Here is a 19,996-nt window from a genome sequence, read left to right on the forward strand (position 1 = left end):
CATGTTCGGCAGGCTCAAGGATTGGAGGCGCGTGGCAACGCGATATGACAGATGTCCGAAGATCTTCCTCTCGGCCATCGCCCTCGCAGCAACCGTCATCTATTGGTTATGAATCCTGACCCTAGCACCCTTCCCCTGGCGCAGGATCCAATCTTAAAGGCGCCAGATCGTCGGCGTTAGAACGACGGACGGCATCTGCATCGGCAGCCCGATGCACGGCAGGCACCCGCATCTATCTGCCCATCGGCCATTGACGCCCCTGACCGCAGAGTGAAGAAACAGACCATCAATCACGGGGGGAAGCTTATCATGATCCATCGTCAGACCCGCAGCGCGGCGGCCATCGCTACGTTCGTTGCCGGATGTGCCCTTTCCTCGGGTGCGATGGCGCAGGAGTGGCCGACGGGGCCCGTCCATATCTTCGTGGGCTTTCCCGCAGGCTCTTCGCCCGACACGATCGCGCGCCTTGTCGCCGAGCCACTGGCCGAGGCGCTTGGCCAGCCTGTCATTGTCGAGAACCGGCCCGGCGCGGGTGGCGTGATCGCGGTCAAGCAGATGCTGGCGCGCGGCGGCGACAGCTTCGGGATCAATATCAATGGCCCGCTGACCACGGCGCAACGGCTGATCCCGGATCTGGGCTATGATCCGGCGACCGACATCGCCCCGGTGGGCCTGATCGCAACCAGCCCGCTGGTGCTGGCCGTGGGTGCCGATTTTCCGGCCGATGATCTGGCCTCGTTCATCGAGGCGGCCCGTGCCGAGCCCGAGGCGATCAGCTATGGCTCGGTCGGCGAAGGCTCGGGCGCGCATCTGACGGTCGAGCTGTTTGCCGATGCCGCCGGGGTCCAGCTGTTTCACATCCCATTCCAGAGCTATGCCGAAGTGACCACCTCGATTCTGGGGGGAGAGATCGACAGCGGCTTCATGGCCCCGTCGGCGGCGCTGCCGCAGGTCGAGGCGGGGTCAATGAAGATGTTGGGTGTCACTTCGGTCGAGCCCTTCGCCCAGGTGCCGGACGTGCCGGTGATGGCGGGCGCCGCAGGACTGCCCGACGACTTCCGTGCCGAGCTGTGGAACGCCTTCATCGCACCCACCGACACCGATCCCGCCATCATCGAACGCCTCAACGTCGAACTGAACCAGATCCTTGCGGATGAGGGTGTGCGTGATCGGCTGCTGGCCATGGGCTGGCAGGCAGAGCCGGGCACGCCCGCCGATTTGTCGCAGCGGATCGAGGATGACACCGCCCTCTGGGGCGGCGTGATCGACGCTGTCCAGACTGCGAACTGATCCGGATCGCCGATGCGCCGCGATCCATACGATCTGGCCTGGGGTGGCCTTCTGGGGCTGACGGGGCTGGTGGTCGCCGGATATGCTTGGGCCAGTTACGACATGGGCAGCCTGCGGCGAATGGGCCCCGGCGTCTTTCCGGTGACACTTGGGCTGCTGCTGGCCGTGTTTGGCGGGCTGATCGCCGTTCCGGCAATGGAGCGGCCGGTCCGGCGCCAACCCTTCGCATGGCCCGAGACCATCGCCGTCATCGCGGCGCTTCTGACCTTTGGGCTGCTTCTTGAAAGGCTGGGCGTGCTATTGACGACTGCCGCGACGGTGCTGATCGCCAGCTCGGTCGCCCCGCGTCGCGGACTTGGTTGGCGGCTGACGCTGACGCTGGCAGTCACCGCGCTGGTCTGGCTGGTCTTTGTGCGCGGTCTGAACATGTCGCTGCCCGTCTGGCCGGGAGCGGTGCGATGAACACGCTGGACGGTCTTGCGCATGGATTGGCCGTGGCGCTGCAACCCTCGGTGCTGATCTACAGCCTGCTGGGCGCGGTGCTGGGCACGCTGGTGGGCGTGCTGCCGGGGATCGGCGCGATGGCGGCCATCACCCTGCTGCTGCCGATCACCTATTACATCTCGTCCGAGGCGGCGCTGGCGATGCTGGCGGCGGTCTATTACGGCGCGCAATACGGCGGGGCGGTGGCCTCGATCCTGCTGCGGCTGCCCGGAACACCGCAATCGGTGGTCACCACCCTGGACGGATATCCAATGGCGCAACAGGGCCGGGCGGGGGTCGCGCTGTTCACGGCGATGATCTCGTCCTTTGCGGGCTCGATGCTGGGGATCGTTATTCTGGTCGTGCTGGCGGGGTGGCTCAGCGGTCTTGCGACCAGCTTTGGTGCGGCCGATTATGCCGCGATGATGGTGATGGGACTGGTTGCCGCCTGCACCATCGGCGAGGGGCGGCTGGCCAAGAGTCTTGCGATGGTCGTGCTGGGCATCATTCTGGGCTGCGTTGGCACCGACGTGAACTCCGGCGTGCAGCGATTTACCTTCGGGCAGGTCCAGCTGCTGGACGGCATCAATCTGGTTGCGCTGGCCATGGGCCTCTTCGGTCTGGCCGAGATCATCGGGAATATCCGCAAGGCCGAGCAGGACGGTCCGCCCCCCCGCGTCAGTCTGCGGCAGCTGGTTCCGACGCGCGACGATCTGCGCAGGATGGTCGCGCCCATCACGCGCGGCACCCTTCTGGGAGGCTTTTTCGGGGCTCTGCCCGGCACCGGCTCGACCATCTCGTCCTTCCTCAGCTATGCGCTGGAGCGGCGCGTGGCCCGCCATCCCGAACGCTTTGGCAAGGGCGCGATCGAGGGCATCGCGGGACCAGAATCGGCCAACAATTCGGCCTCGATCACAGCTTTTGTGCCGACTCTGACCCTTGGCATTCCCGGCGATCCAATCATGGCGCTGATGCTGGGCGCGCTGGTTATCCACGGTATCCAGCCCGGCCCGCTGATGCTGGATGCACATCCCGATATGTTCTGGGGTCTGGTTGTCAGCTTCGGGATCGGTAACCTGTTCCTGCTATTCCTGAACCTGCCACTGATCGGGATCTGGGTATCGATGCTGCGCATCCCGTTTCGCTTTCTGTATCCTGCAATCATCATCTTCGTCTGTCTGGGGGTCTACTCGGTGCGCGGATCGACCTTCGATATCGCCATGGTCGCTGCGATCGGTGTCATAGGCTACGCGCTTACGCAGGCGGCCTTCAGCCCGGCCCTGCTGCTATTGGGGTTCGTGCTGGGCCCACTGATCGAGACCAATTTGCGCCGCGCCCTGCTTGTTTCGCGCGGCGATCCGATGATCTTCGTCGAGCGTCCCATCTCTTGCGGCTTCGTGATCGCGACGACAGCGTTGCTGGTTTACGGCTTCGTAAAGCAAGGACGCCGCAGAGCCGGCAGCATCGGCGCTAGCGATTAGCAAACAGGCTGGCGGCCAGAGTAAGGGCTGGTCTTGCCGTTCGTTACGGCGCGCTGCTTCACATGGTGCCCCTTGAGAGCCCAAAATCGCGCTGGCGAAGGCTCGGCCCAATCTGCTGCTTGCAAAGATGGGCGGAACGGCGTGCGGTGGGCGGAGGCGCGTATTCGCGCACCCGCCTGTTTCCTTATTCCGCTTGAAGGCCTTCGGAAAACCGGACCCAGTCCCCTATAATCATCGTCGCAAACGCATTCCCCACGCGAAAGGCGTTCTCGGTCGCGGGGCCGAAGCCGCCCGAGGTGGCCGACAGCGAGGCCGCCGTATCCTGCCCTTCATGTGCGCGGTCGAAATTCGAAGCGGTGCGCAGCACGGCCACGCGATCCATGTCCAGCCGTCCCGCTTCGGCGGCGCGGGACAGGGCGGTGAGGGTGGCGTTATCTTCCATCTGGCTCATGCAATAGTCGGCAGCACCGTCGGTCAGAACGGCGGTGTGATCGGCGACTTCCGCGGCAAGCGTTGCGCCGTGCCAATAGGTGTCCGCCGAGACCGACGCGCAGACCATCACCTGCGGCGCGGCCTTGGCGGCATCCTGGGTGTAGTTGGCGCGATAGGCGGCGGCGTCCTCGCTGTCGGCCAGCTCGACATCCTTCGTGGCCTCCAAGGCAGCGGCGACAAGGGCGGGGTTCAGGGTGAAGACCTCGCTGCCCGCCGTCCATCCGGGCTTTTCGCCGGGGGCCTTGGCGCCCAGTTCGACGATCTGGCTGCTCCAGTCGTCAGGCGCATCGCGGCTGTCGATGCGGTGGACCAGCCCCGCATCCACGATATGATCGGCCCATGCCGCCGAGCCGAGTGTGCCATTCGTCGGATCGACGCCGGCAATCCCTGCGACCAGCACATAGGTCTGGGACAGGTCCAGCTGGTCGGAAAAGCCCACCGCCATCGCCGAACTGGCGGCATTGGCATAGCCCATGGTCGTGGTCATCACGCACAGGTCCGCATTGCAGGACAGCGCGTCGTAGTCCTTGGGCAGGCCGGGGACGGTGATGGTGTCGGGCAGGTCCAGATTGTCCAGCCAAGGCGCTGCCTCCGCCTCGAACATGGCCATCACCAGAACCTTGGGGGCAAAGGGCTCGGCTGCGGCCAGCACGGGCGTGGCGGTCAGCAACGTCGCAAGGGCAGCGCTGCAGGCAAGGGGGGTGGGGATCATCGTTCGTCTCCGGGTGAAGGGCTGGACCGGACCTATCGCGGCGGGGTCATGCTCGCCAGAGGCAAGGGTGGGGCGCGTCCTGCCGTGGCAGGTCTATGTCCTTGAAGGTTGCAATATGTGCAATTTTGAGGCGGCAGGAGGGGGTGCCCACCGGCCGCCAACAAAGCGTCAGTCCAGAGCGACGGCATCCGGGGCTGCGGCGACCAGAGGGGCAGGGGCGATGAAGGCCGCGATATCCTCGGTCGTGGGGATATCGGCGCGCAAGACACCTTGGCCGACGATCCATGTGGCCTCGCTGACCAGCGGGTCTAGCAGGTCGCGGTTCAGGATCGTTCCGAACTCCATATCCGCCCACATCCCATGCAGCGCCTCAACCGAGACGTTGCCGCTGCGCGAGGCCGAGACCGCCTCGGCTGCCGCCTGCGGGTGGGCGGCGACATCGGCATCGGCGCGAACGAGGGTGCCTAAGAAGGTGGTCAGATCCGCCCTGCGCGTCAGTATGTCTGAATCGATGAGCGGCAGGTGCGCCTGCTATTGCCTTGGTGAATGCCAATTCGACCTAAGCCGATCTGGGACGCTCAAGTCTTCGGATGGCAACGGCAGCCTCGTCCCGCATAAGAGACGCCGCCGGTTCGATCTCGCTACGTCGTGCTACAAGGTCTGCTTCGGGGAATGCGCTACAGCGCCAGTGAAGCGTCGACCGTCCGCTATGGGCCGCCTGTGCCGCTGAGATCCTCCTTTGAAGCTGAGGGCCCACTCCCAAGCTCGCTGACTGCCCAACAGACAGGCTGGTCGGTTCCGTATTTTCGACATGTTGTTACTGCATAATTGACATGTTCAATTCTGATGCCATCATCGACTCATGTATGACAAGCAGTCCCCTTTCTCAGTGACCAAACTGCCCGGACGGCGTGACAGCTTGTCCGACAGCGCCTATGCAACGCTTCGCGCCGCCATCATCGAATGCCAGATCTCTCCAGGACGGGCCGTGTCAGAGGCCGAGCTTAGTGCAAGGTTCGCGTTCGGACTGGCAGCCGTGCGCGCTGCGGTGATGTGGCTGACGGCGTCGGGATGGATTGCGCCCGACGGTCGGCGGGGCTCTGTCATCCTGCCAGTTTCGGCTGCGCATTTGGCTGATCTGAGTGTGTCACGGCGGTGCCTTGAACCGGCGCTGCTTCATCATATGCCGCCATCTGACCTCGGCACGGAACTGCGTTTGCGCGCTGCTGTCCATCAGGCGGCAACCGCTCAGGGCGCGGGGCCAAACCGACAGACGCTGCTGCATCAGGAGCGGGCCTTGATGGTGCTGGTCGCTCAGGCGGTCGCGGCACCCCGCATCAGGGGTTGGCTGATCGACACATGGGAGCTGTGTCTGCGCGCCGACCGCCATCTGGAACAGTGTTTCGGCATATCGCGCGAAGCTTTGCCGCTGCCTGGGCTGGCGGTGGCGGTGGCGGATGGCGATGCCCCGGCGACGACAGCTTTGCTGGAGCAGATGCGCCACGCCTTCGACCTTCGGGTGTCGCGGGCGCTGGCCCGCAGTGCCACTCCCTTGTTGGTAGCCCCTGAATCTCCGCAACAGGCGCGCCGTGGCATGGCACACACCACTGACCCACGGCCTGAAACTGCCCCCAAACCGCGTTCCACCAAAGGAGATCCGGCATGAGACTTGTTCCCAACACGCTGTTCGTCGCCATGTTGGCCGCGACCACGGCCCTGACGGCCCCCTCGGTTGCGCTGGCCGATGCCGAACGGCTGGTCGTCGATCTGGTCAATGAACCGACCACGCTGGACCCGCATCTGCAGTGGAACCCCGACAGCTACTACGTCTATCGCAACATCTTCGACAATCTTCTGACGCGCGACGACGAGGGCCAGATTGTTCCCCAGATCGCCACCGAATGGGAGCAGGTGTCAGACACCGAGACCGTGTTCACCATCCGCGACGATGTTCTGTTTCATGATGGCAGCCCGCTGACCGCCGAGGATGTGGTGTTCTCTGTCCAGCGCATCACCGACCCGGAATTCGGTTCGCCGCAGCTGTCGCAGTTCGAAAGCATCACCAACGCCGAGGTGCTGGAGGACGGTCGTGTCAAGCTGACCACCGCAACCGGCTATCCGGCGTTGTTTGCGCAACTGGTCAAGCTGTCCATCGTGCCAAAGGCTGTCGTGGAGGAACTGGGGCGCGAGGCGTTCAATCTGGCCCCGGTCGGTTCCGGCCCTTACCGGTTCGACAGCTGGCAGCGCGGGGTCGAGGTCGGCCTGGTGCGCAACGACGATTATTGGGGCGATGCGGGGGCATTTCCGGCGGCAGTCTTTCGCGCCGTGCCCGATGCCTCGACCCGGGTGGCGAACCTGACCTCGGGGGCGTCGGATCTGGTGGTGGGCATGGACCCTGATCTGGCCCTGCAGCTTGAGGCCGCTGATGGCGTCAGCCCCCTGTCGGCGCTGACCGAACGGGTCGCCTATCTGTCCGTGAACCGTGCAAAGCCGGGGCTGGACGATGTCCGCCTGCGCCGCGCCATCGCCCATGCCATCGACCGTGAATTGCTGGTCGAGGGGCTGCTGGGCGGTTTCGACAACCCTGTCGGCCAGATGCTGACCCCTGCCCATGTGGGCTGGGTTGAGGGAATGGAGGGCGTGCCCTATGACCCGGACGCAGCCCGCGCCCTGATCGCCGAGATTGGCGAACCTGCGACGCGGCCCCTCGGGTTCGCCACCTCGCCGGTCTTTGACCAGCGTATCGTCCAGGCGATCCAGCAGATGCTGGGCGATGTCGGCCTGACGGTCGAGATCGAGATGACCGACATGGCCACCTATCTGCAGAAATCGCAAAGCGCGCCCGAAGATGCCCCCGATATGGGCTTTGGTCGCTGGTCCTGCGCCTGTCAGGATGCGGATGGGGTTCTGTATCCGCTGCTGCATTCCAGCTCGTCCTGGTCGCGGGTCCGCGATGACGATCTGGATGCGCTGCTGGAAAGCGCGCGTTCTGAAATGGATCCCGACGCCCGGCTGGCGCTGTATGGGCAGGTTCATGAGTGGGTCGCCGCCGAGGTGCCGCAGGTGCCGCTGTATCAGGCCGCGATCCTTTACGGCGCCTCGGACAATCTGGACTGGACGCCAACCTCGAATGAAAGCCTGTTCCTGAACCGGATGGGTTGGTCGGAATGATCCCCGCCCGCGCCCCCGGAATGGTTGCGCGATGAGCCGGTTTCTGGCCCGGCGCCTGATGCAGGCACTGATCTCGATCCTTGGGGTCACGGCGCTGATCTTTTTCCTGCAGCGTCTGGCGGGCGATCCGGTCCTGCTGATGGTGTCCGAGGGCGCCAGCCAACAGGCTATCGACGCGCTGCGCGCCAATCTTGGGTTTGACCGGCCTGTGCTGGTCCAGTTCACCGATTACATGTCGGATCTGGCGCGGTTCGATTTTGGCCAGTCTGTCGTCCAGCAGGTGCCGGTCGTCGACATCATCGGATCGCGGCTGCCCTATACGATCTGGCTGGCGGGGGTGGCTTTGCTGCTGGCGCTTGGGATCGGTGCGCCGCTTGGGGTGTTCATGGCAATGCGCCGCGATCATCCGCTGAGCCGCCTTGGCATGGGGTTCGTGCTGGCTGGCCAAAGCCTGCCCACGTTCTGGAGTGGGGTGCTGCTGATCTTGCTGTTCGCGGTGACCCTTGGCTGGCTGCCCGCCTCGGGCGCGCGAGAAACGCAAAGCGTCATCCTGCCCGCAATCTGTCTGTCGCTACTGAGCATGGCGACATTCGCCCGCGTAACCCGCACGGCGGTTCTGGACGAATTGTCCAAACCTTATATCCGCGCCGCCCGCGCCAAGGGTCTGTCGATGGGTCAGGCCGTGCGCCGCCATGCGCTGCGCAACAGCGCCATTCCGGTGATCTCGATCGCGGCGCTGGAAATCGCCAACCTGCTGTCGGGTGCGGTCATCGTGGAAACGGTCTTTGCCTGGCCCGGCCTTGGCCAGCTGACCATCCAGTCCATCGCCGCGCGCGATTTTCCCATCGTTCAGGCCATCGTGCTGCTGGGGGCCTTTGTATCGATCTTTCTCAATCTGGCGGCAGATCTGCTTTACAGCGCCGTCGATCCCCGCATCCGGCTGGAGGGGGGCAAATGACTGCCTCGTCCCGCCTTGGCCGCTGGCTGCCACCTCGGCTGTGGGTGTTCGTCGCCATTCTGGCGGTGCTGGCGTTGGCGGCCGTGCTGGCACCATGGGTCGCGCCACAAAGCCCCGAGGCTCAGAACCTGCTGGGTCGTCTGCGCCCGCCGGGGACCGAGGTGCGGGGCATTACCTATCTGCTGGGCTCGGACGAGTTGGGGCGAGATCTGCTGTCGCGGCTGATCTATGGGGCGCAGGTCTCGCTGACGGTGGCGGCGCTGTCGGTGCTGGTCAGCGGCACCATCGGCACCGCCCTTGGGATGATCGCAGCATGGTCGGGCGGCTGGATCGGCACGATTATCATGCGCCTTGTCGATATCGTGCTGTCGGTGCCTGCTATCCTGCTGGCGATCATCACCGTCGCCATTCTGGGTCCGGGTTTCATCAACGTCATTGCCGTGCTGGCCTTCACCCGCTGGCCCCGTTACGCCCGCGTCGCCTATGGCCAGACGCTTGGGCTGATGAACCTGCCCTATGTCCGGCTGTCGCGCTTTATGGGAGCGTCTACGCTGCGCGTGCTCTCGCGCCATATCCTGCCCAACATCATCGGCCCGATCATGGTCGTGGTCACGCTGGAATTTGGGCTGATGGTCCTGTTCGAGGCGGGCCTGTCCTTTCTGGGGCTAGGCGTGCAGCCACCCACGCCCAGCTGGGGCGCGATCCTGTCGGCGGGGCGCAACTATGTCACCACGGCTTGGTGGATCGCCGTCTTTCCCGGCCTGTTTCTGTTTCTTCTGATCCTGTCGGTCAACGTTCTGGGCGATCACGTCCGCGACGTCGTCGAAGGCCGACGCTAAGCCTCTTTCGAAAGGACCACCCGATGACCAGACCCCTGCCTCTGCCCGGCGCCGATTTCACCGGCAAGTGCGTAATCGTGACCGGGGCCGCTGGCATCTTCGGGCGCTGGATCGTCGAGGCCTTCGATGCCGCCGGGGCGACGCTGCTGCTGTCGGACCGCGATCAGAACGCCATGGCAAATGTCGCGGGCAGCCTGTCACGTCCCGCGCTGACCCATGCGACCGAGCTGACCGACGCGGCCTCGATCGATGATCTGGTGGAAATGGTGGGGCGCGAATGGGGGGCGGCCGATATTCTGGTGAACAATGCCGCCGTCTATCCAAGCGGCTTTCTGCTGGATGTGGACGCCGACGAATGGGACCGCATCTTCGACATCAACCTGCGCGCGCCGTTCCTGCTGACCCGTGGCATCGCCACGCAGATGGTTCATCAGAAGGTTCGGGGCAATATCGTCATGATCTCATCGGGGGCATCGCGCAAGATGCGCACCACGGCGGCGCCTTATTCCATTTCCAAATCCGCGCTGGATAGGCTGACCAAGGGGTTCGCGGTGGAACTGGCCGAATATGGCATCCGCTGCAACGCGGTCGAGCCGGGCTTTGCCGCCGGCAGCACCGCCAGCCCGCTGACAGATGCGCATGTGAAGGCGGTCACCGGGGCGATCCCCCTGGGCCGCGCTTCGCGTTACGAGGATGCCCCGGCGGCGGTGATGTTTCTGGCGTCCGATGCGGCCAGCTATATCACCGGTGCGACGCTGTCGGTCGATGGTGGCGGATCGGCGGGCCAGATCCTTGTGCATCAGGACAAGAAGAAGGCCTTGTGATGGACCGTCCGCGCTACATCTGGCCGGAGGGCAAGCGGTCGGCGGCCTGTTTCAGCGTCGATGTCGATGCAGAGGCGCCCTACCTCTGGGCCAACCGCGCGGGCCTGCCGCCGCATCTTGGCCAGCTGGAACAGCGACGCTTCGGCCCGCGCGAGGGAATCTGGCGTATTCTGGACATGCTTGATCGTGTCGGTGTCAAAGGCAGTTTTTACGTGCCCTCGGTCGTGGCCGAGCTGCATCCAGATCTGCTGCCCGCCCTGTGCGAGAGGGGCCACGAGATCGGCCTGCACGGTCACCTGCACGAACTGGTATCCGAGACGACCGACGCCCGGTTCGAGGCCGCACTGGACAGGTCGCTGCAAGTGTTTCACGCGCAGACCGGGATCGTTCCGTCCGGCTTTCGGTCCCCCGCATGGGAGATGACGCCTGCCATGCTGGCCGCGCTGAAGGATCGGGGGCTGCGCTATGACAGCTCGCTGATGGGCTATGACCATCCTTATCAGATCGGCGGGCTGGTGCAGGTGCCGGTGCAGTGGCAGATCGACGATGCGATCTATTTCAAGTTTCAGGGCGGCGGCGCCGACCGCTGGCCCCCCGAACCCGCCCGTGCTGTCGAGGCTGGCTGGTGCGACGAATTCCAGGCCGGACGCGCGTTTGGGCAGCTGTTCATGATCACCGTGCATCCGTGGATCTCGGGACGCGCACAGCGGGTTGCGATGCTGGAACGGCTGCTGGCCGATATTGTGGCCCAGGACGACGTGTGGTTCGCCACGGCGGCCCAGATCGCCGACTGGCATCTGTCGGCCAATGAGGGCCGTTTTGTCGCCGAGCCGGGGCTTGAGCACCTGACCGCCGCGCTGGAGTCGGGCACATGACCTCGACCTGGGAACCTGGCAAGGCGATGGTTGAGGGACGCCACGGCATGGTCGCCGCCCAGCACAAGGTGGCGGCGCAAGCGGGCGCGGATGTGCTGGCGCGCGGCGGTAATGCGATGGACGCGGCGGTCACGACCGCATTGGTTCTGTCGGTGGTGGAGCCTTGGCTCAGCGGGATCGGCGGCGGCGGGTTTCTGTTGTGGCGCGACGGGCGCGACGGATCGGCGCGCAGTCTGGATTTCTCGATGAGATCGCCCCGCGGCTTGCGTCCTGAGGATTATCCGTTGGTGCCGGGCCGAGATGACGACTGGTTCAACTGGCCGCAGGTGCAGGGGCAAAGAAACCTGATCGGCGTGCATTCAATCTGCGTGCCCGGCGCGGTCGCCGGCCTGTCCGAGGCGCTGTCCGAGCATGGCACGATCACCTGGACCGATGCTTTGGCCCCCGCAATTGCAGAGGCCGACAAGGGGCTGGAGGTCGACTGGTTCACCGCGCTGTGTCTGTCCATCGATGCGGGCAATCTTATGACCGATGCGACATCGACCCGGATCTTTCTGCCGGACGGACGCGCGCCGTCTCTGGCGGAAGGGGGCGCGCGCCGTCGTCTGCCCCTGACCGAAAAGGCCGCCACCCTTCGCCGTCTGGCCAAGGAAGGACCGCAAGATTTCTATCACGGCCAGATTGCACGCGACCTGACCGCCGACATGCAGGATCTGGGGGGCTGCATGCGTGCGGATGACCTTCAGTCCTATCAGCCGCGTTGGGGCACGCCCTTGCGGCACGATTGGGCGGGCGCGACCCTGCTGGCGATGCCCGGCCTGTCGGGCGGGCCGGCGCTGCTGGACGTGCTGTCGCAGCTGGACGACACGGCGGTGTCAAATCCTCAAGCGATGGATTATGCCGCCTTTGCCGATGCGATCCGCAGCGCCTATGCGCGGCGCCTGACGCAGCGCGGCCATGCCCGGGCCCGCGTCGATCCGGGCTGCACCACGCACCTGTCGGTCATCGATGCGGAGGGGAACGCCGTGTCGCTGACCAATACGCTGCTGTCGCGCTTTGGGTCCAAGGTGACCTCGGCGCGCACGGGGGTGCTGTTGAACAACGGCATGATGTGGTTCGACCCACGCCCCGGCACACCCAATGCGCTGGCTCCGGGCGCGCAGCCTCTGGCAAATATGTGCCCGGTTCTGGCGGAAGTGCCGGGCGGCGGAATACTGGCCATCGGGGCCGCCGGGGGGCGGCAGATCATGCCCGCGATCGCACAGCTTCTGGCATTCCGGTTGCGCCACGGCATGGATCTGGGTCAGGCGCTCTCCTATCCCCGGTTGGACGCGTCAGAGCCGCGCATCCGTATAGACCGCCGCGCGCCCGAACAATGCGCAGGCCTGATCGCGCGCCACCATGATGTCGAGGTGGTGGACGATGTCCTCTATCCCGTGCAATTCGCCATTCCGAGTGCGGTCGAGCGCCACCCGGGCGGATTGTTGCAGGGCATGGTCCATCCCAACCATCCATGGTCTGCAGCCGTCGCCGCCGATGCGGAGCCGGGCCTATGACGCCTGTGCTGTCCTGCACTGACCTGCGCATCGAGATCGGCGGCAACCCGGTGGTGGACGGCACGTCGCTGGCTATCAATGCGGGCGAGACGCTGGCGCTGGTGGGCGAATCCGGCTGTGGCAAAAGCATGACGGCGCTTGGCCTGATCCGGCTGTTGCCCGGTGCCGCGCGGCAATCCGGGGGTCAAATAACCCTGCAGGGCGACCAGATCGACCAGCTGTCAGAGCGTCAGATGAACCGCCTGCGCGGGGATCGCCTGGCGATGATCTTTCAGGAACCAGTCGCTTCGCTGGACCCGCTGATGCCGGTTGGCCGTCAGATTGCCGAAGCGCTGTCACGGGACAGCACCCTGTCAGGCGCGCAGGTTGCGGCTCGGGTGCTGGACATGCTGAACCGTGTTGGGATCGATCGGCCCGAAGTGCGGGCCCGGCAATACCCCTTTCAGCTGTCGGGCGGCATGTGCCAGCGCGTGATGATCGCCATGGCGATGATCCGACAGCCCATCCTGCTGATCGCGGACGAGCCGACGACGGCGCTAGATGTGACGATCCAGAAACAGATCTTGCAGCTTATGGCGGATCTTCGTCGGGAAACAGGCAGCGCCGTCCTGTTGATCACCCATGACATGGGCGTGGTGTCCGAAAGTGCGGATCGTGTGGCGGTCATGTATGCCGGGCGCATCGTCGAAACGGGTAGTGTGGGGCAAGTTTTCGCCGCGCCTCGCCACCCCTATACCGCGATGCTGCTGCGCACGATCCCGCGTCTGGACGGCCCACGCAAGGTGGCGCTGCCCGCCATTGCTGGCGCTGTGCCCGATATCCGCGACTGGCCGCAGGGCTGCCGGTTTCATCCCCGTTGTCCGCTGGCCACCGACCGCTGCCGCATCGAGGCGCCGCCCCTCGCCACCGTCGCGCCCGGGCACGACACCGCCTGCTGGCATCACGACCGCATCGCATCGGATCTGCCATGACCCAACCCCTCGTCTCGGTTCAAGACCTCAAGGTTCATTTCCCGATCCGCGGCGGAATTCTGGGGCGGGTCAGCGACCATGTCCGCGCGGTCGACGGCGTCAGTTTCGATCTGATGCCGGGCAAGACCGTGGCCATCGTGGGCGAATCCGGCAGCGGAAAATCCACCACCGGATATGCGGTGATGGGGATGCAGGAACCGACCGGGGGACGGATCCTGATCGACGGCAAGGACCGAGCCGCGATGTCGCGGACTGAGCGGATGGAGACGATGCGCCGCTTGCAGATCGTCTTTCAGGACCCGGCCTCGGCTCTGAACCCGCGCATGTCGGCCGCCGACAGCATCGCCGAGCCATTGCAGATCCACCGTATCGGCACCGCCCGCGACCGCCGCGTGCGGGTAGCGGAACTGCTGGACCTGGTGGGACTGCCGCAATCCTCGGCGGGCAAGCTGCCGCGCGAATTCTCGGGCGGGCAAAAGCAGCGCATCGTCATCGCCCGTGCGCTCGCGCTGGATCCGCAGGCGGTTATCTGCGACGAGGCGGTGTCAGCGCTGGACGTCTCGATCCAGTCCCAGATCCTGAACCTGTTGCTGGAGCTGCAATCACGGCTTGGACTTGCTTATATCTTCATCTCTCATGATCTTTCGGTGGTGCGCCATATTGCGGACGACATTCTGGTCATGCAGGCGGGCAAGGTCGTTGAAAAGGGGCCAACTGACGACATTTTTCATGCCCCCAAACATCGCTATACCCGACAACTTTTGACGGCCGTCCCAAGGCTATGAGACTTCAGGAATGTCCAAGTTAGCCCTGTCGAGGAATGTCCCGTCGGGTGAAACGCGTAATGATCTTGCAGATCAGTGGTCGGTAGTAAATTTGCACCGGGTTGTGGCACGCAGTGGCGAGTGCAGCTTGAATAAAGCGCCTGTCGCAAAATGCGCCGCCCTGAAGCAATAGCCCTTCGACCTCCCTTACCGCTCTGTCTCGCGCTCCGGACATTTCTCGCCTGCTTGCGGTGCGACTGTCATAAGCGACAGGTTTCGGGAATTCGGCCTGTGCCATCCTGGTGACTTCGACCGTCCGCGTTTGGCCGCTGCGCCTCATCGGTGCTGCAATGGGACGGCCTGGCCGTAGCGCAGGGCCGTCCCTGATAGCAGACGCCGCTCCGGCGATCTCGCCGCGGGCGACACTAACGTCTGGTATCGGGAAACCGCACGACGGCGTCTGGCAGGGGTCGACCGTCCGCTAAGGGCCGAGTGCAAGGGCGGGTGGCCACTCCGCACCCGTCCCGTTGACAAGGGCGGCAGACCTAAGTGGAGAGCCCAGAGCGGACAGTGGTCCACTCTCCGCCGATGCTATTTCGCAGTGCGCATACCCCCGGAGGTTCCGCTCGGTCATTGGCCCTTACCGCAAACCCCTAAACGTCGCTCTCAGATCGTCGACGAGGGTTTGGGGACGTTCCATCGCTGCGAAATGACCGCCTCTGTCGTGCTCGGCGAAATGCACGAGGCGGCTGAACCGGGCTTCTGCCCAACGACGCGAGAGGCGAACCTGCTCACCACGGAACATCGAGATGCCGGTTGCAGTCTTCATCGTATCTCGCGGCATGCCACCCGCCCTCATGGCCTGCATCCCCTCCCAATAAAGCCGCGCCGAGCTGGGCCCTGCGTTTGGCAGCCAATAGAGCATGATATCGTCGATCATCTCGTCCAGCGAGAAGACACTTTCGGGATCGCCACCACAGTCGGAGACGTCTTGGAACAGCGCATAGATCCAGGCCGCAAGGCCGACAGGGGAATCCGCAAGCGAAAAGGCAACCGATTGCGGGCGCGATGCCTGAAGCTTCATATAGGCGGAATACTCGGCGTCATAGCGCGCCGCGTCCGACAGGAGCTGCTGCTCGTCGTGATCGGCATTCGCGATTTCGGCCTCGGACGGCTGGAAGGGGACAAAGTTGAGGTGGATGCCCGCCAGCTCCGCCGGGGCCATGTGGCCGAGGATCAGGGTGACCATCGCCCCCCAGTCCCCGCCCTGCGCGCTCCATCTGTCGTAACCAAGCCGCGCCATCAGCGTCGACCATGCGCCCGCAACGCGTGAGGGGTTCCAGCCTAACTCCGTCGGTTTTCCCGAGAAGCCAAAGCCGGGCATTGACGGGATGACTAGGTGGAATGCATCCCGTGCGGTTCCGCCATGGGCGGTCGGGTTGACCAGCGGGTCGATGACGTGCCGGAACTCCAGCACTGACCCCGGCCAGCCATGCGTCAGCAAAAGCGGCATCGCTTCCGCATGCGCGGAGGGGATATGTAGGAAATGGATGTCCACCCCGTCGATCCGGGTCACATGTTGTCCTAGGCCGTTCAGCAGCGCCTCGCAGCGGCGCCAGTCATAGCCGCCCTGCCAGCGCGCGACCAAGGCGCGCAGCTTAGCAAGGGGTGGACCCTGGCGGCCATCCTCGACCGGGCTTTCGTCGGGCCAGCGGGTTCGCGACAGCCGATCCTGCAGGTCGCTGAGGTCGACCTGTGGAATGTTGAGGGTGAATGGTGTGACGGCGTGGGACATGATGAGGATCGCTTGTGCGTGTTGCCCTGTGGGTCTATCAGCCCCTCACATAATTAAACGATAGAGTAAAGTTATTTGTGAAAGGACCGAGACGATGTCGGGTGAAGACAAGCTGAACAAGGGCGGTGGCGGTCGGCCAACCCGGAAAGACGCCGAAGCGATCGACGCACGCATCCTGTCTGCCGCCGCCACCCTCTTCATCGAACGCGGTTTGGACGGAACTAGTCTGGAGGCGGTTGCTGCGGCGGCAGCAGTCAGCAAGCCGACGCTCTATGCCCGCTACGCTCACAAGACCCAGCTTTTTACTGCCGTCATCCGCACGAATGTCAGCGCCGCCATGCCTACCTTCGATGGAACAGGCATCGGATCATCGACGGAGGAGCGCCTGCGCCATGCCGGGCGTGCTGTGATTGAAGGTGCCCTGCAGCCGACGCCCCTGGGTCTTATGAGGCTCTATATTGCCGAGGCACTCCGCCATGGTCCCCTCATCCGGGAGCTTGACCGCGTAGGGCGCGAGGTCGCACTGACGGCGATCGCCGGCGCGATCAGCGATCCGAAGGCCGCCTCCACGGACCGTGCGCGCATCATTGCTGGGCACTTCCTAGACATGGTGTTTGTGCCCCACTTGATGCGTGCTTTGCTGGACGATCTGCCAGATGAGAGCGACCCCCTGCATCCGTCCCTTGAGGAGCGGATCGACACTGCCGTAGCGGCTCTGAGGGCGTTGGCGCTCCTACCTTCCGATTAGCTTTGGTCCTCACCAATGGTTCGGGTCAGCAAGGCGGTTGCGCGGGGGGCGCGATCTCAAGGTGAGGTGCCCATAGGGCATGCCAACGGCAGCCCCGTCCCGCGTAGCGGACACGGCCCGATAGATATCTCTGCGCCCTGCAGCAACGTCCGGCTTGGCGAACTCGCACCGCAGCATCTCGCGGCCACCGACTGTCCGCTTAGGGCCGTCACTTCCTGACCCACACGGGTCCACGCAACCCGATGGTCTGTCGTGTCTTTGGCTCATCATCGCCGACGCGCGTCCAGAACCCTGATTTGCGCGAATGCGTTTTTTTCAGTTTCGCAAGATATGTGGCGTGGTCGATCATTGTGCCAGGGCGGGTGGGATCCGTCTCCCGGGCCAGCAGTTCCAGTTTCCCAAGGTATTTCGCGCCATGCCCGTAGGCATTGGACCGCGCGCGATCCAGAATGTCGTCGAGTAGCGCCCGGTAGAGGATCGTCGCCGCCCACGGATAATCGTGTTCCAGAAGCGACGCGACTTTCGGCAGGATGTGCCACGCGCCCCCATCCCAACGGTCCGGATGCGTGACGATCAGTTTTGCCGCGAGATCGAGGCGCGGCCAGTCGAGGAAGAACTGCAGCGCCGCCTCAGGTTCTGTCTTTTCCAGCGCCAGCGCGTGGGCGCGGTCCTCGGCTTCGATATCTTCAAAATCGGGCAGTTGCTTGAGGTAATCCCGCAGAATATCCGCCGATAGTTTCGCCTCGAAGCAACGCCAACGCAGGGTCTGCGCGGCAGATCTATCGCCCATGGCGTCCAGAATACGCGTCTCCAGTCTCACGCGCGCCGGTGACAGCTCTCCGTCGGACTCGCCATACGGGCGTTGGCCCGGTTTGCGCACCCATTCCAACGCCTCTGCACTGCGCCCGGCTTCCAGAAGCTGTGCAGCGATCCCCAGCGTATCCTGCATATGTGGCTTCTTCTTCGCCTCCAGCGCAATGAGCAGGTCGATATCACCCCGCGCCAAGGCAAGGATTTGGCGCATCCTCTCCCATTGAGATGTCATGGAATAGAACCAGCCATCCGGTTCGCGCGCCGCTTCCTCGGCCTGCCTCTCGGCTATGGCGGATGTCAGATCACCATCCCAGCGGTCCAGGCTATGTTTCGGCAGATGCGAAGCCACGGCATCGGTCACATCAGCCAGATAGCCATGCGTGCTTTCACCAAGGGCGGTCATGATCTTGTCGGGGAGCAGATCCGCATCGGGAGCGGTCAGGCTCTGCATCAGACCTTCGATGGCGGCAATCGCCTGATAATACACATCCTGAACGCGGCCCGAGGAGTCGTCGACGCGCTCGAACACCTGCTCATGTGTGGCGATAAATCGCAGCAACCGGTCGATGGCCAGCGCCGGGGCCGCAGGACCAAGCTCTGAAGTGATCGTATCGGTCAGACTGCGAAGATCGTCAGCAAAGGCGAGGGCTTTGTCCCATTCGATGAAACTCTTTGCCCGCGCCAGCCCTGACAAACGCCGGTCGATCAGCTTGGCGATGGCTTCGGGGCCGGATTTGCCGGCCAGCGCTGCTTTGACCTGCCGCCGGAACCCGGCATTGCGCTCAGCCTCTTCGAAAACCAGCTGCGCAAGTTTGTCGGCTCCGAGGTCTTTCAACATGTCAGCGGACAGGGTGGGACTACGGGCCATTGGCAGGTCTCAGGTTTGAACTGTTGCCCCAATAGGTGCCATGGTCAGACCGTGGGGGCAAGTTTTGGCGGCGCTATGGATGAATGGCCGGTCTGGGAAAGCCGCATTGCGGCGTCGCTGCGCTCCTGACCGGCCGCTATGGGCCGTGTGTGCATAGACTGTGTCTAGGGTCAGGATTCATAACCAATAGATGACGGTTGCTGCGAGGGCGATGGCCGAGAGGAAGATCTTCGGACATCTGTCATATCGCGTTGCCACGCGCCTCCAATCCTTGAGCCTGCCGAACATGATCTCGATGCGACTTCGCCGCTTGTATCGACGCCTGTCATATTTGACCGGCGTCTTGCGTTGCTTCCGACCGGGGATGCAGGCGCGTATCCCCTTGTCCTGCAATGCGTCTCTCAACCAGTCAGCATCATAACCGCGATCACCAAGCAGCCATTTGACGTTTGGCAAGCCGCTAAGCAGCGCCCGTGCGCCGATATAATCGCTCACCTGACCGGCGGTGATGAACAGGTCGAGCGGTCGTCCTTGGCTGTCGCAAATGGCGTGCAGCTTGGTGTTCATGCCGCCTTTGGTTCGGCCGATCAGGCGACCACGCCCCCCTTTTTGACGGCCATACTGGTCGCTGTGCGATGTGCCTTCAGGTATGTCGCATCTATCATCACGGTCTTCTCTTCACCGTGTTCGGCAGCAAGCCCGGCCATCATCCGAGCAAAAATGCCCTTCCCGCTCCAACGCCTCCAACGGCTGTAAAGCGTCTTGTGAGGCCCGTAGGCGGTAGGTGCATCACGCCAGCGTAAGCCATTGCGGATTATGAAGATAATCCCGCTAAGAACTCGCCTGTCATCAACGCGTGGCTTACCGTGCGACTTTGGAAAAAAGGGGGCCATGCGTGCCATCTGCGCGGCAGTCAGCCAGAAAAGGTCGCTCATGTCACCGCTCCGTTTCTGGGCCGTGAATCACGCCGCGAAACGGAAATCAATGCATCCTGACCCTAGCGCGATGCCGCCGCTTACGGGCCTTTAATCTCTTTTGTCATTCAAGAACCTTGCCGACTTTCGGTATCAGGGCGACCCGCAACTTCGGCCCGGGCGAAACCTGCAGCGCCACTGTGAACTCGACGCCGAAATCCTTTAGGAACAGGATCGCCGGTTCCTTTACGAGGGCCGATTTGGCGCCCCCTGCCTCGGACAGGCATCGGGTCACGGTTGTTGAAAGATTCTCGTCGCTGACCAGTTCTGGTTTAAATGCTTCCGTCCAGCCCGGCTTGTCTGCCTGACGGGTGACCTTGTCGCCACCGGAAACAGGATCGACCGCAAAGGTCGGAACGCCATTCCTCAGTGTCGAGACCAT

General features: G+C 63.9%; 19 protein-coding genes and 1 pseudogene. 14 read left to right on the forward strand and 6 right to left on the reverse strand.

All coding sequences use genetic code 11. From position 1 onward, the window contains the following. The 4 genes and pseudogenes from EG885_RS08920 to EG885_RS08935 all read left to right on the forward strand — a co-directional run. A pseudogene (locus tag EG885_RS08920) lies at window positions 1-112 on the forward strand (IS5/IS1182 family transposase); the annotation flags it as partial. A 197-nt stretch (window positions 113-309) separates the two neighbouring features. Next, on the forward strand, window positions 310-1,290 hold the full coding sequence (locus tag EG885_RS08925) for a Bug family tripartite tricarboxylate transporter substrate binding protein (protein WP_131574136.1): 981 nt from the start codon (window positions 310-312) through the stop codon (window positions 1,288-1,290). A gap of 12 nt (window positions 1,291-1,302) precedes the next feature. Further along, a complete protein-coding gene (locus EG885_RS08930) occupies window positions 1,303-1,752 on the forward strand; it encodes a tripartite tricarboxylate transporter TctB family protein (protein ID WP_131574137.1) in 450 nt (149 codons plus the stop codon). After that, window positions 1,749-3,254 carry a tripartite tricarboxylate transporter permease gene (locus tag EG885_RS08935; protein ID WP_131574138.1) on the forward strand — a complete coding sequence of 502 codons (1,506 nt, stop codon included), beginning with the start codon at window positions 1,749-1,751 and terminating at the stop codon, window positions 3,252-3,254. The genes EG885_RS08930 and EG885_RS08935 overlap by 4 nt, the downstream gene beginning before the upstream one ends. A 184-nt stretch (window positions 3,255-3,438) precedes the next feature. Here EG885_RS08935 and EG885_RS08940 read toward each other — a convergent pair whose 3' ends face one another. Continuing rightward, on the reverse strand, window positions 3,439-4,458 hold the full coding sequence (locus EG885_RS08940; RefSeq protein ID WP_131574139.1) for a purine-nucleoside phosphorylase: 1,020 nt from the start codon (window positions 4,456-4,458) through the stop codon (window positions 3,439-3,441). Between the two features lie 168 nt (window positions 4,459-4,626). Further along, complete coding sequence (locus EG885_RS22700; protein WP_165571087.1) at window positions 4,627-4,803, reverse strand: hypothetical protein; 177 nt, start codon at window positions 4,801-4,803, stop codon at window positions 4,627-4,629. Window positions 4,804-5,320: 517 nt separating this feature from the next. Between EG885_RS22700 and EG885_RS08945 the strand changes: the two genes are divergently transcribed. The 9 genes from EG885_RS08945 to EG885_RS08985 are packed head-to-tail and all read left to right on the forward strand — an operon-like array spanning window position 5,321 to window position 14,437. After that, window positions 5,321-6,124, forward strand: a complete 804-nt coding sequence (locus tag EG885_RS08945) for a GntR family transcriptional regulator (protein ID WP_131574140.1) — start codon at window positions 5,321-5,323, stop codon at window positions 6,122-6,124. Next, window positions 6,121-7,629, forward strand: a complete 1,509-nt coding sequence (locus EG885_RS08950) for an ABC transporter substrate-binding protein (protein WP_131574141.1) — start codon at window positions 6,121-6,123, stop codon at window positions 7,627-7,629. Before EG885_RS08945 ends, EG885_RS08950 begins: the two co-directional genes overlap by 4 nt. A 31-nt stretch (window positions 7,630-7,660) precedes the next feature. Beyond that, entirely contained in the window at window positions 7,661-8,587 is a 927-nt protein-coding gene (locus tag EG885_RS08955; protein WP_131574142.1) for an ABC transporter permease, read from the forward strand. After that, complete coding sequence (locus tag EG885_RS08960) at window positions 8,584-9,426, forward strand: ABC transporter permease (protein ID WP_131574143.1); 843 nt, start codon at window positions 8,584-8,586, stop codon at window positions 9,424-9,426. The genes EG885_RS08955 and EG885_RS08960 overlap by 4 nt, the downstream gene beginning before the upstream one ends. Before the next feature lie 23 nt (window positions 9,427-9,449). Beyond that, window positions 9,450-10,250, forward strand: a complete 801-nt coding sequence (locus EG885_RS08965; RefSeq protein WP_131574144.1) for an SDR family NAD(P)-dependent oxidoreductase — start codon at window positions 9,450-9,452, stop codon at window positions 10,248-10,250. Further along, a complete protein-coding gene (locus EG885_RS08970; protein WP_131574145.1) occupies window positions 10,250-11,125 on the forward strand; it encodes a polysaccharide deacetylase family protein in 876 nt (291 codons plus the stop codon). Before EG885_RS08965 ends, EG885_RS08970 begins: the two co-directional genes overlap by 1 nt. Beyond that, the gene (locus EG885_RS08975) at window positions 11,122-12,681 is read left to right on the forward strand and encodes a gamma-glutamyltransferase family protein (protein WP_131574146.1); all 1,560 of its coding nucleotides are present in this window, start codon (window positions 11,122-11,124) and stop codon (window positions 12,679-12,681) included. Before EG885_RS08970 ends, EG885_RS08975 begins: the two co-directional genes overlap by 4 nt. After that, complete coding sequence (locus EG885_RS08980; protein WP_131574147.1) at window positions 12,678-13,652, forward strand: ABC transporter ATP-binding protein; 975 nt, start codon at window positions 12,678-12,680, stop codon at window positions 13,650-13,652. The genes EG885_RS08975 and EG885_RS08980 overlap by 4 nt, the downstream gene beginning before the upstream one ends. Further along, window positions 13,649-14,437, forward strand: a complete 789-nt coding sequence (locus EG885_RS08985) for an ABC transporter ATP-binding protein (RefSeq protein ID WP_131574148.1) — start codon at window positions 13,649-13,651, stop codon at window positions 14,435-14,437. The genes EG885_RS08980 and EG885_RS08985 overlap by 4 nt, the downstream gene beginning before the upstream one ends. A gap of 619 nt (window positions 14,438-15,056) precedes the next feature. Here the strand turns inward: EG885_RS08985 and EG885_RS08990 are convergent. Then, entirely contained in the window at window positions 15,057-16,211 is a 1,155-nt protein-coding gene (locus EG885_RS08990; protein WP_131574149.1) for an epoxide hydrolase family protein, read from the reverse strand. Between the two features lie 94 nt (window positions 16,212-16,305). Between EG885_RS08990 and EG885_RS08995 the strand changes: the two genes are divergently transcribed. Beyond that, window positions 16,306-16,959 (forward strand): TetR/AcrR family transcriptional regulator, encoded by a 654-nt coding sequence (locus EG885_RS08995; protein WP_131574150.1) that lies wholly within the window; start codon window positions 16,306-16,308, stop codon window positions 16,957-16,959. 208 nt (window positions 16,960-17,167) lie between these two features. On the opposite strand, the gene EG885_RS09000 is transcribed toward EG885_RS08995, so the two are convergent. The 3 genes from EG885_RS09000 to EG885_RS09010 form a co-directional block, all read right to left on the reverse strand. Continuing rightward, window positions 17,168-18,640 (reverse strand): DUF6880 family protein, encoded by a 1,473-nt coding sequence (locus tag EG885_RS09000; protein WP_341352756.1) that lies wholly within the window; start codon window positions 18,638-18,640, stop codon window positions 17,168-17,170. A 177-nt stretch (window positions 18,641-18,817) separates the two neighbouring features. Then, window positions 18,818-19,575 (reverse strand): IS5 family transposase gene (locus tag EG885_RS09005; protein WP_131574152.1). Its coding sequence is split into 2 segments (ribosomal slippage): window positions 18,818-19,254 and window positions 19,254-19,575, totalling 759 coding nucleotides; the frame shifts between segments, so codons are not numbered across the junction. Between the two features lie 103 nt (window positions 19,576-19,678). Beyond that, window positions 19,679-19,996 carry a hypothetical protein gene (locus tag EG885_RS09010; RefSeq protein WP_131574153.1) on the reverse strand — a complete coding sequence of 106 codons (318 nt, stop codon included), beginning with the start codon at window positions 19,994-19,996 and terminating at the stop codon, window positions 19,679-19,681.

The sequence above is a fragment of the Paracoccus nototheniae genome (genome assembly GCF_004335005.1).
GTDB classification, from domain to species: Bacteria; Pseudomonadota; Alphaproteobacteria; order Rhodobacterales; family Rhodobacteraceae; genus Paracoccus; species Paracoccus nototheniae.

Coding starts and splice junctions, on each gene's coding strand:
- EG885_RS08925 (WP_131574136.1), top strand. CDS start 310: ATGATCCATCGTCAGACCCGCAGCGCGGCGGCCATCGCTACGTTCGTT.
- EG885_RS08930 (WP_131574137.1), top strand. CDS start 1,303: ATGCGCCGCGATCCATACGATCTGGCCTGGGGTGGCCTTCTGGGGCTG.
- EG885_RS08935 (WP_131574138.1), top strand. CDS start 1,749: ATGAACACGCTGGACGGTCTTGCGCATGGATTGGCCGTGGCGCTGCAA.
- EG885_RS08940 (WP_131574139.1), bottom strand. CDS start 4,458: ATGATCCCCACCCCCCTTGCCTGCAGCGCTGCCCTTGCGACGTTGCTG.
- EG885_RS22700 (WP_165571087.1), bottom strand. CDS start 4,803: ATGGAGTTCGGAACGATCCTGAACCGCGACCTGCTAGACCCGCTGGTC.
- EG885_RS08945 (WP_131574140.1), top strand. CDS start 5,321: ATGTATGACAAGCAGTCCCCTTTCTCAGTGACCAAACTGCCCGGACGG.
- EG885_RS08950 (WP_131574141.1), top strand. CDS start 6,121: ATGAGACTTGTTCCCAACACGCTGTTCGTCGCCATGTTGGCCGCGACC.
- EG885_RS08955 (WP_131574142.1), top strand. CDS start 7,661: ATGAGCCGGTTTCTGGCCCGGCGCCTGATGCAGGCACTGATCTCGATC.
- EG885_RS08960 (WP_131574143.1), top strand. CDS start 8,584: ATGACTGCCTCGTCCCGCCTTGGCCGCTGGCTGCCACCTCGGCTGTGG.
- EG885_RS08965 (WP_131574144.1), top strand. CDS start 9,450: ATGACCAGACCCCTGCCTCTGCCCGGCGCCGATTTCACCGGCAAGTGC.
- EG885_RS08970 (WP_131574145.1), top strand. CDS start 10,250: ATGGACCGTCCGCGCTACATCTGGCCGGAGGGCAAGCGGTCGGCGGCC.
- EG885_RS08975 (WP_131574146.1), top strand. CDS start 11,122: ATGACCTCGACCTGGGAACCTGGCAAGGCGATGGTTGAGGGACGCCAC.
- EG885_RS08980 (WP_131574147.1), top strand. CDS start 12,678: ATGACGCCTGTGCTGTCCTGCACTGACCTGCGCATCGAGATCGGCGGC.
- EG885_RS08985 (WP_131574148.1), top strand. CDS start 13,649: ATGACCCAACCCCTCGTCTCGGTTCAAGACCTCAAGGTTCATTTCCCG.
- EG885_RS08990 (WP_131574149.1), bottom strand. CDS start 16,211: ATGTCCCACGCCGTCACACCATTCACCCTCAACATTCCACAGGTCGAC.
- EG885_RS08995 (WP_131574150.1), top strand. CDS start 16,306: ATGTCGGGTGAAGACAAGCTGAACAAGGGCGGTGGCGGTCGGCCAACC.
- EG885_RS09000 (WP_341352756.1), bottom strand. CDS start 18,640: ATGGCCCGTAGTCCCACCCTGTCCGCTGACATGTTGAAAGACCTCGGA.
- EG885_RS09010 (WP_131574153.1), bottom strand. CDS start 19,996: ATGGTCTCGACACTGAGGAATGGCGTTCCGACCTTTGCGGTCGATCCT.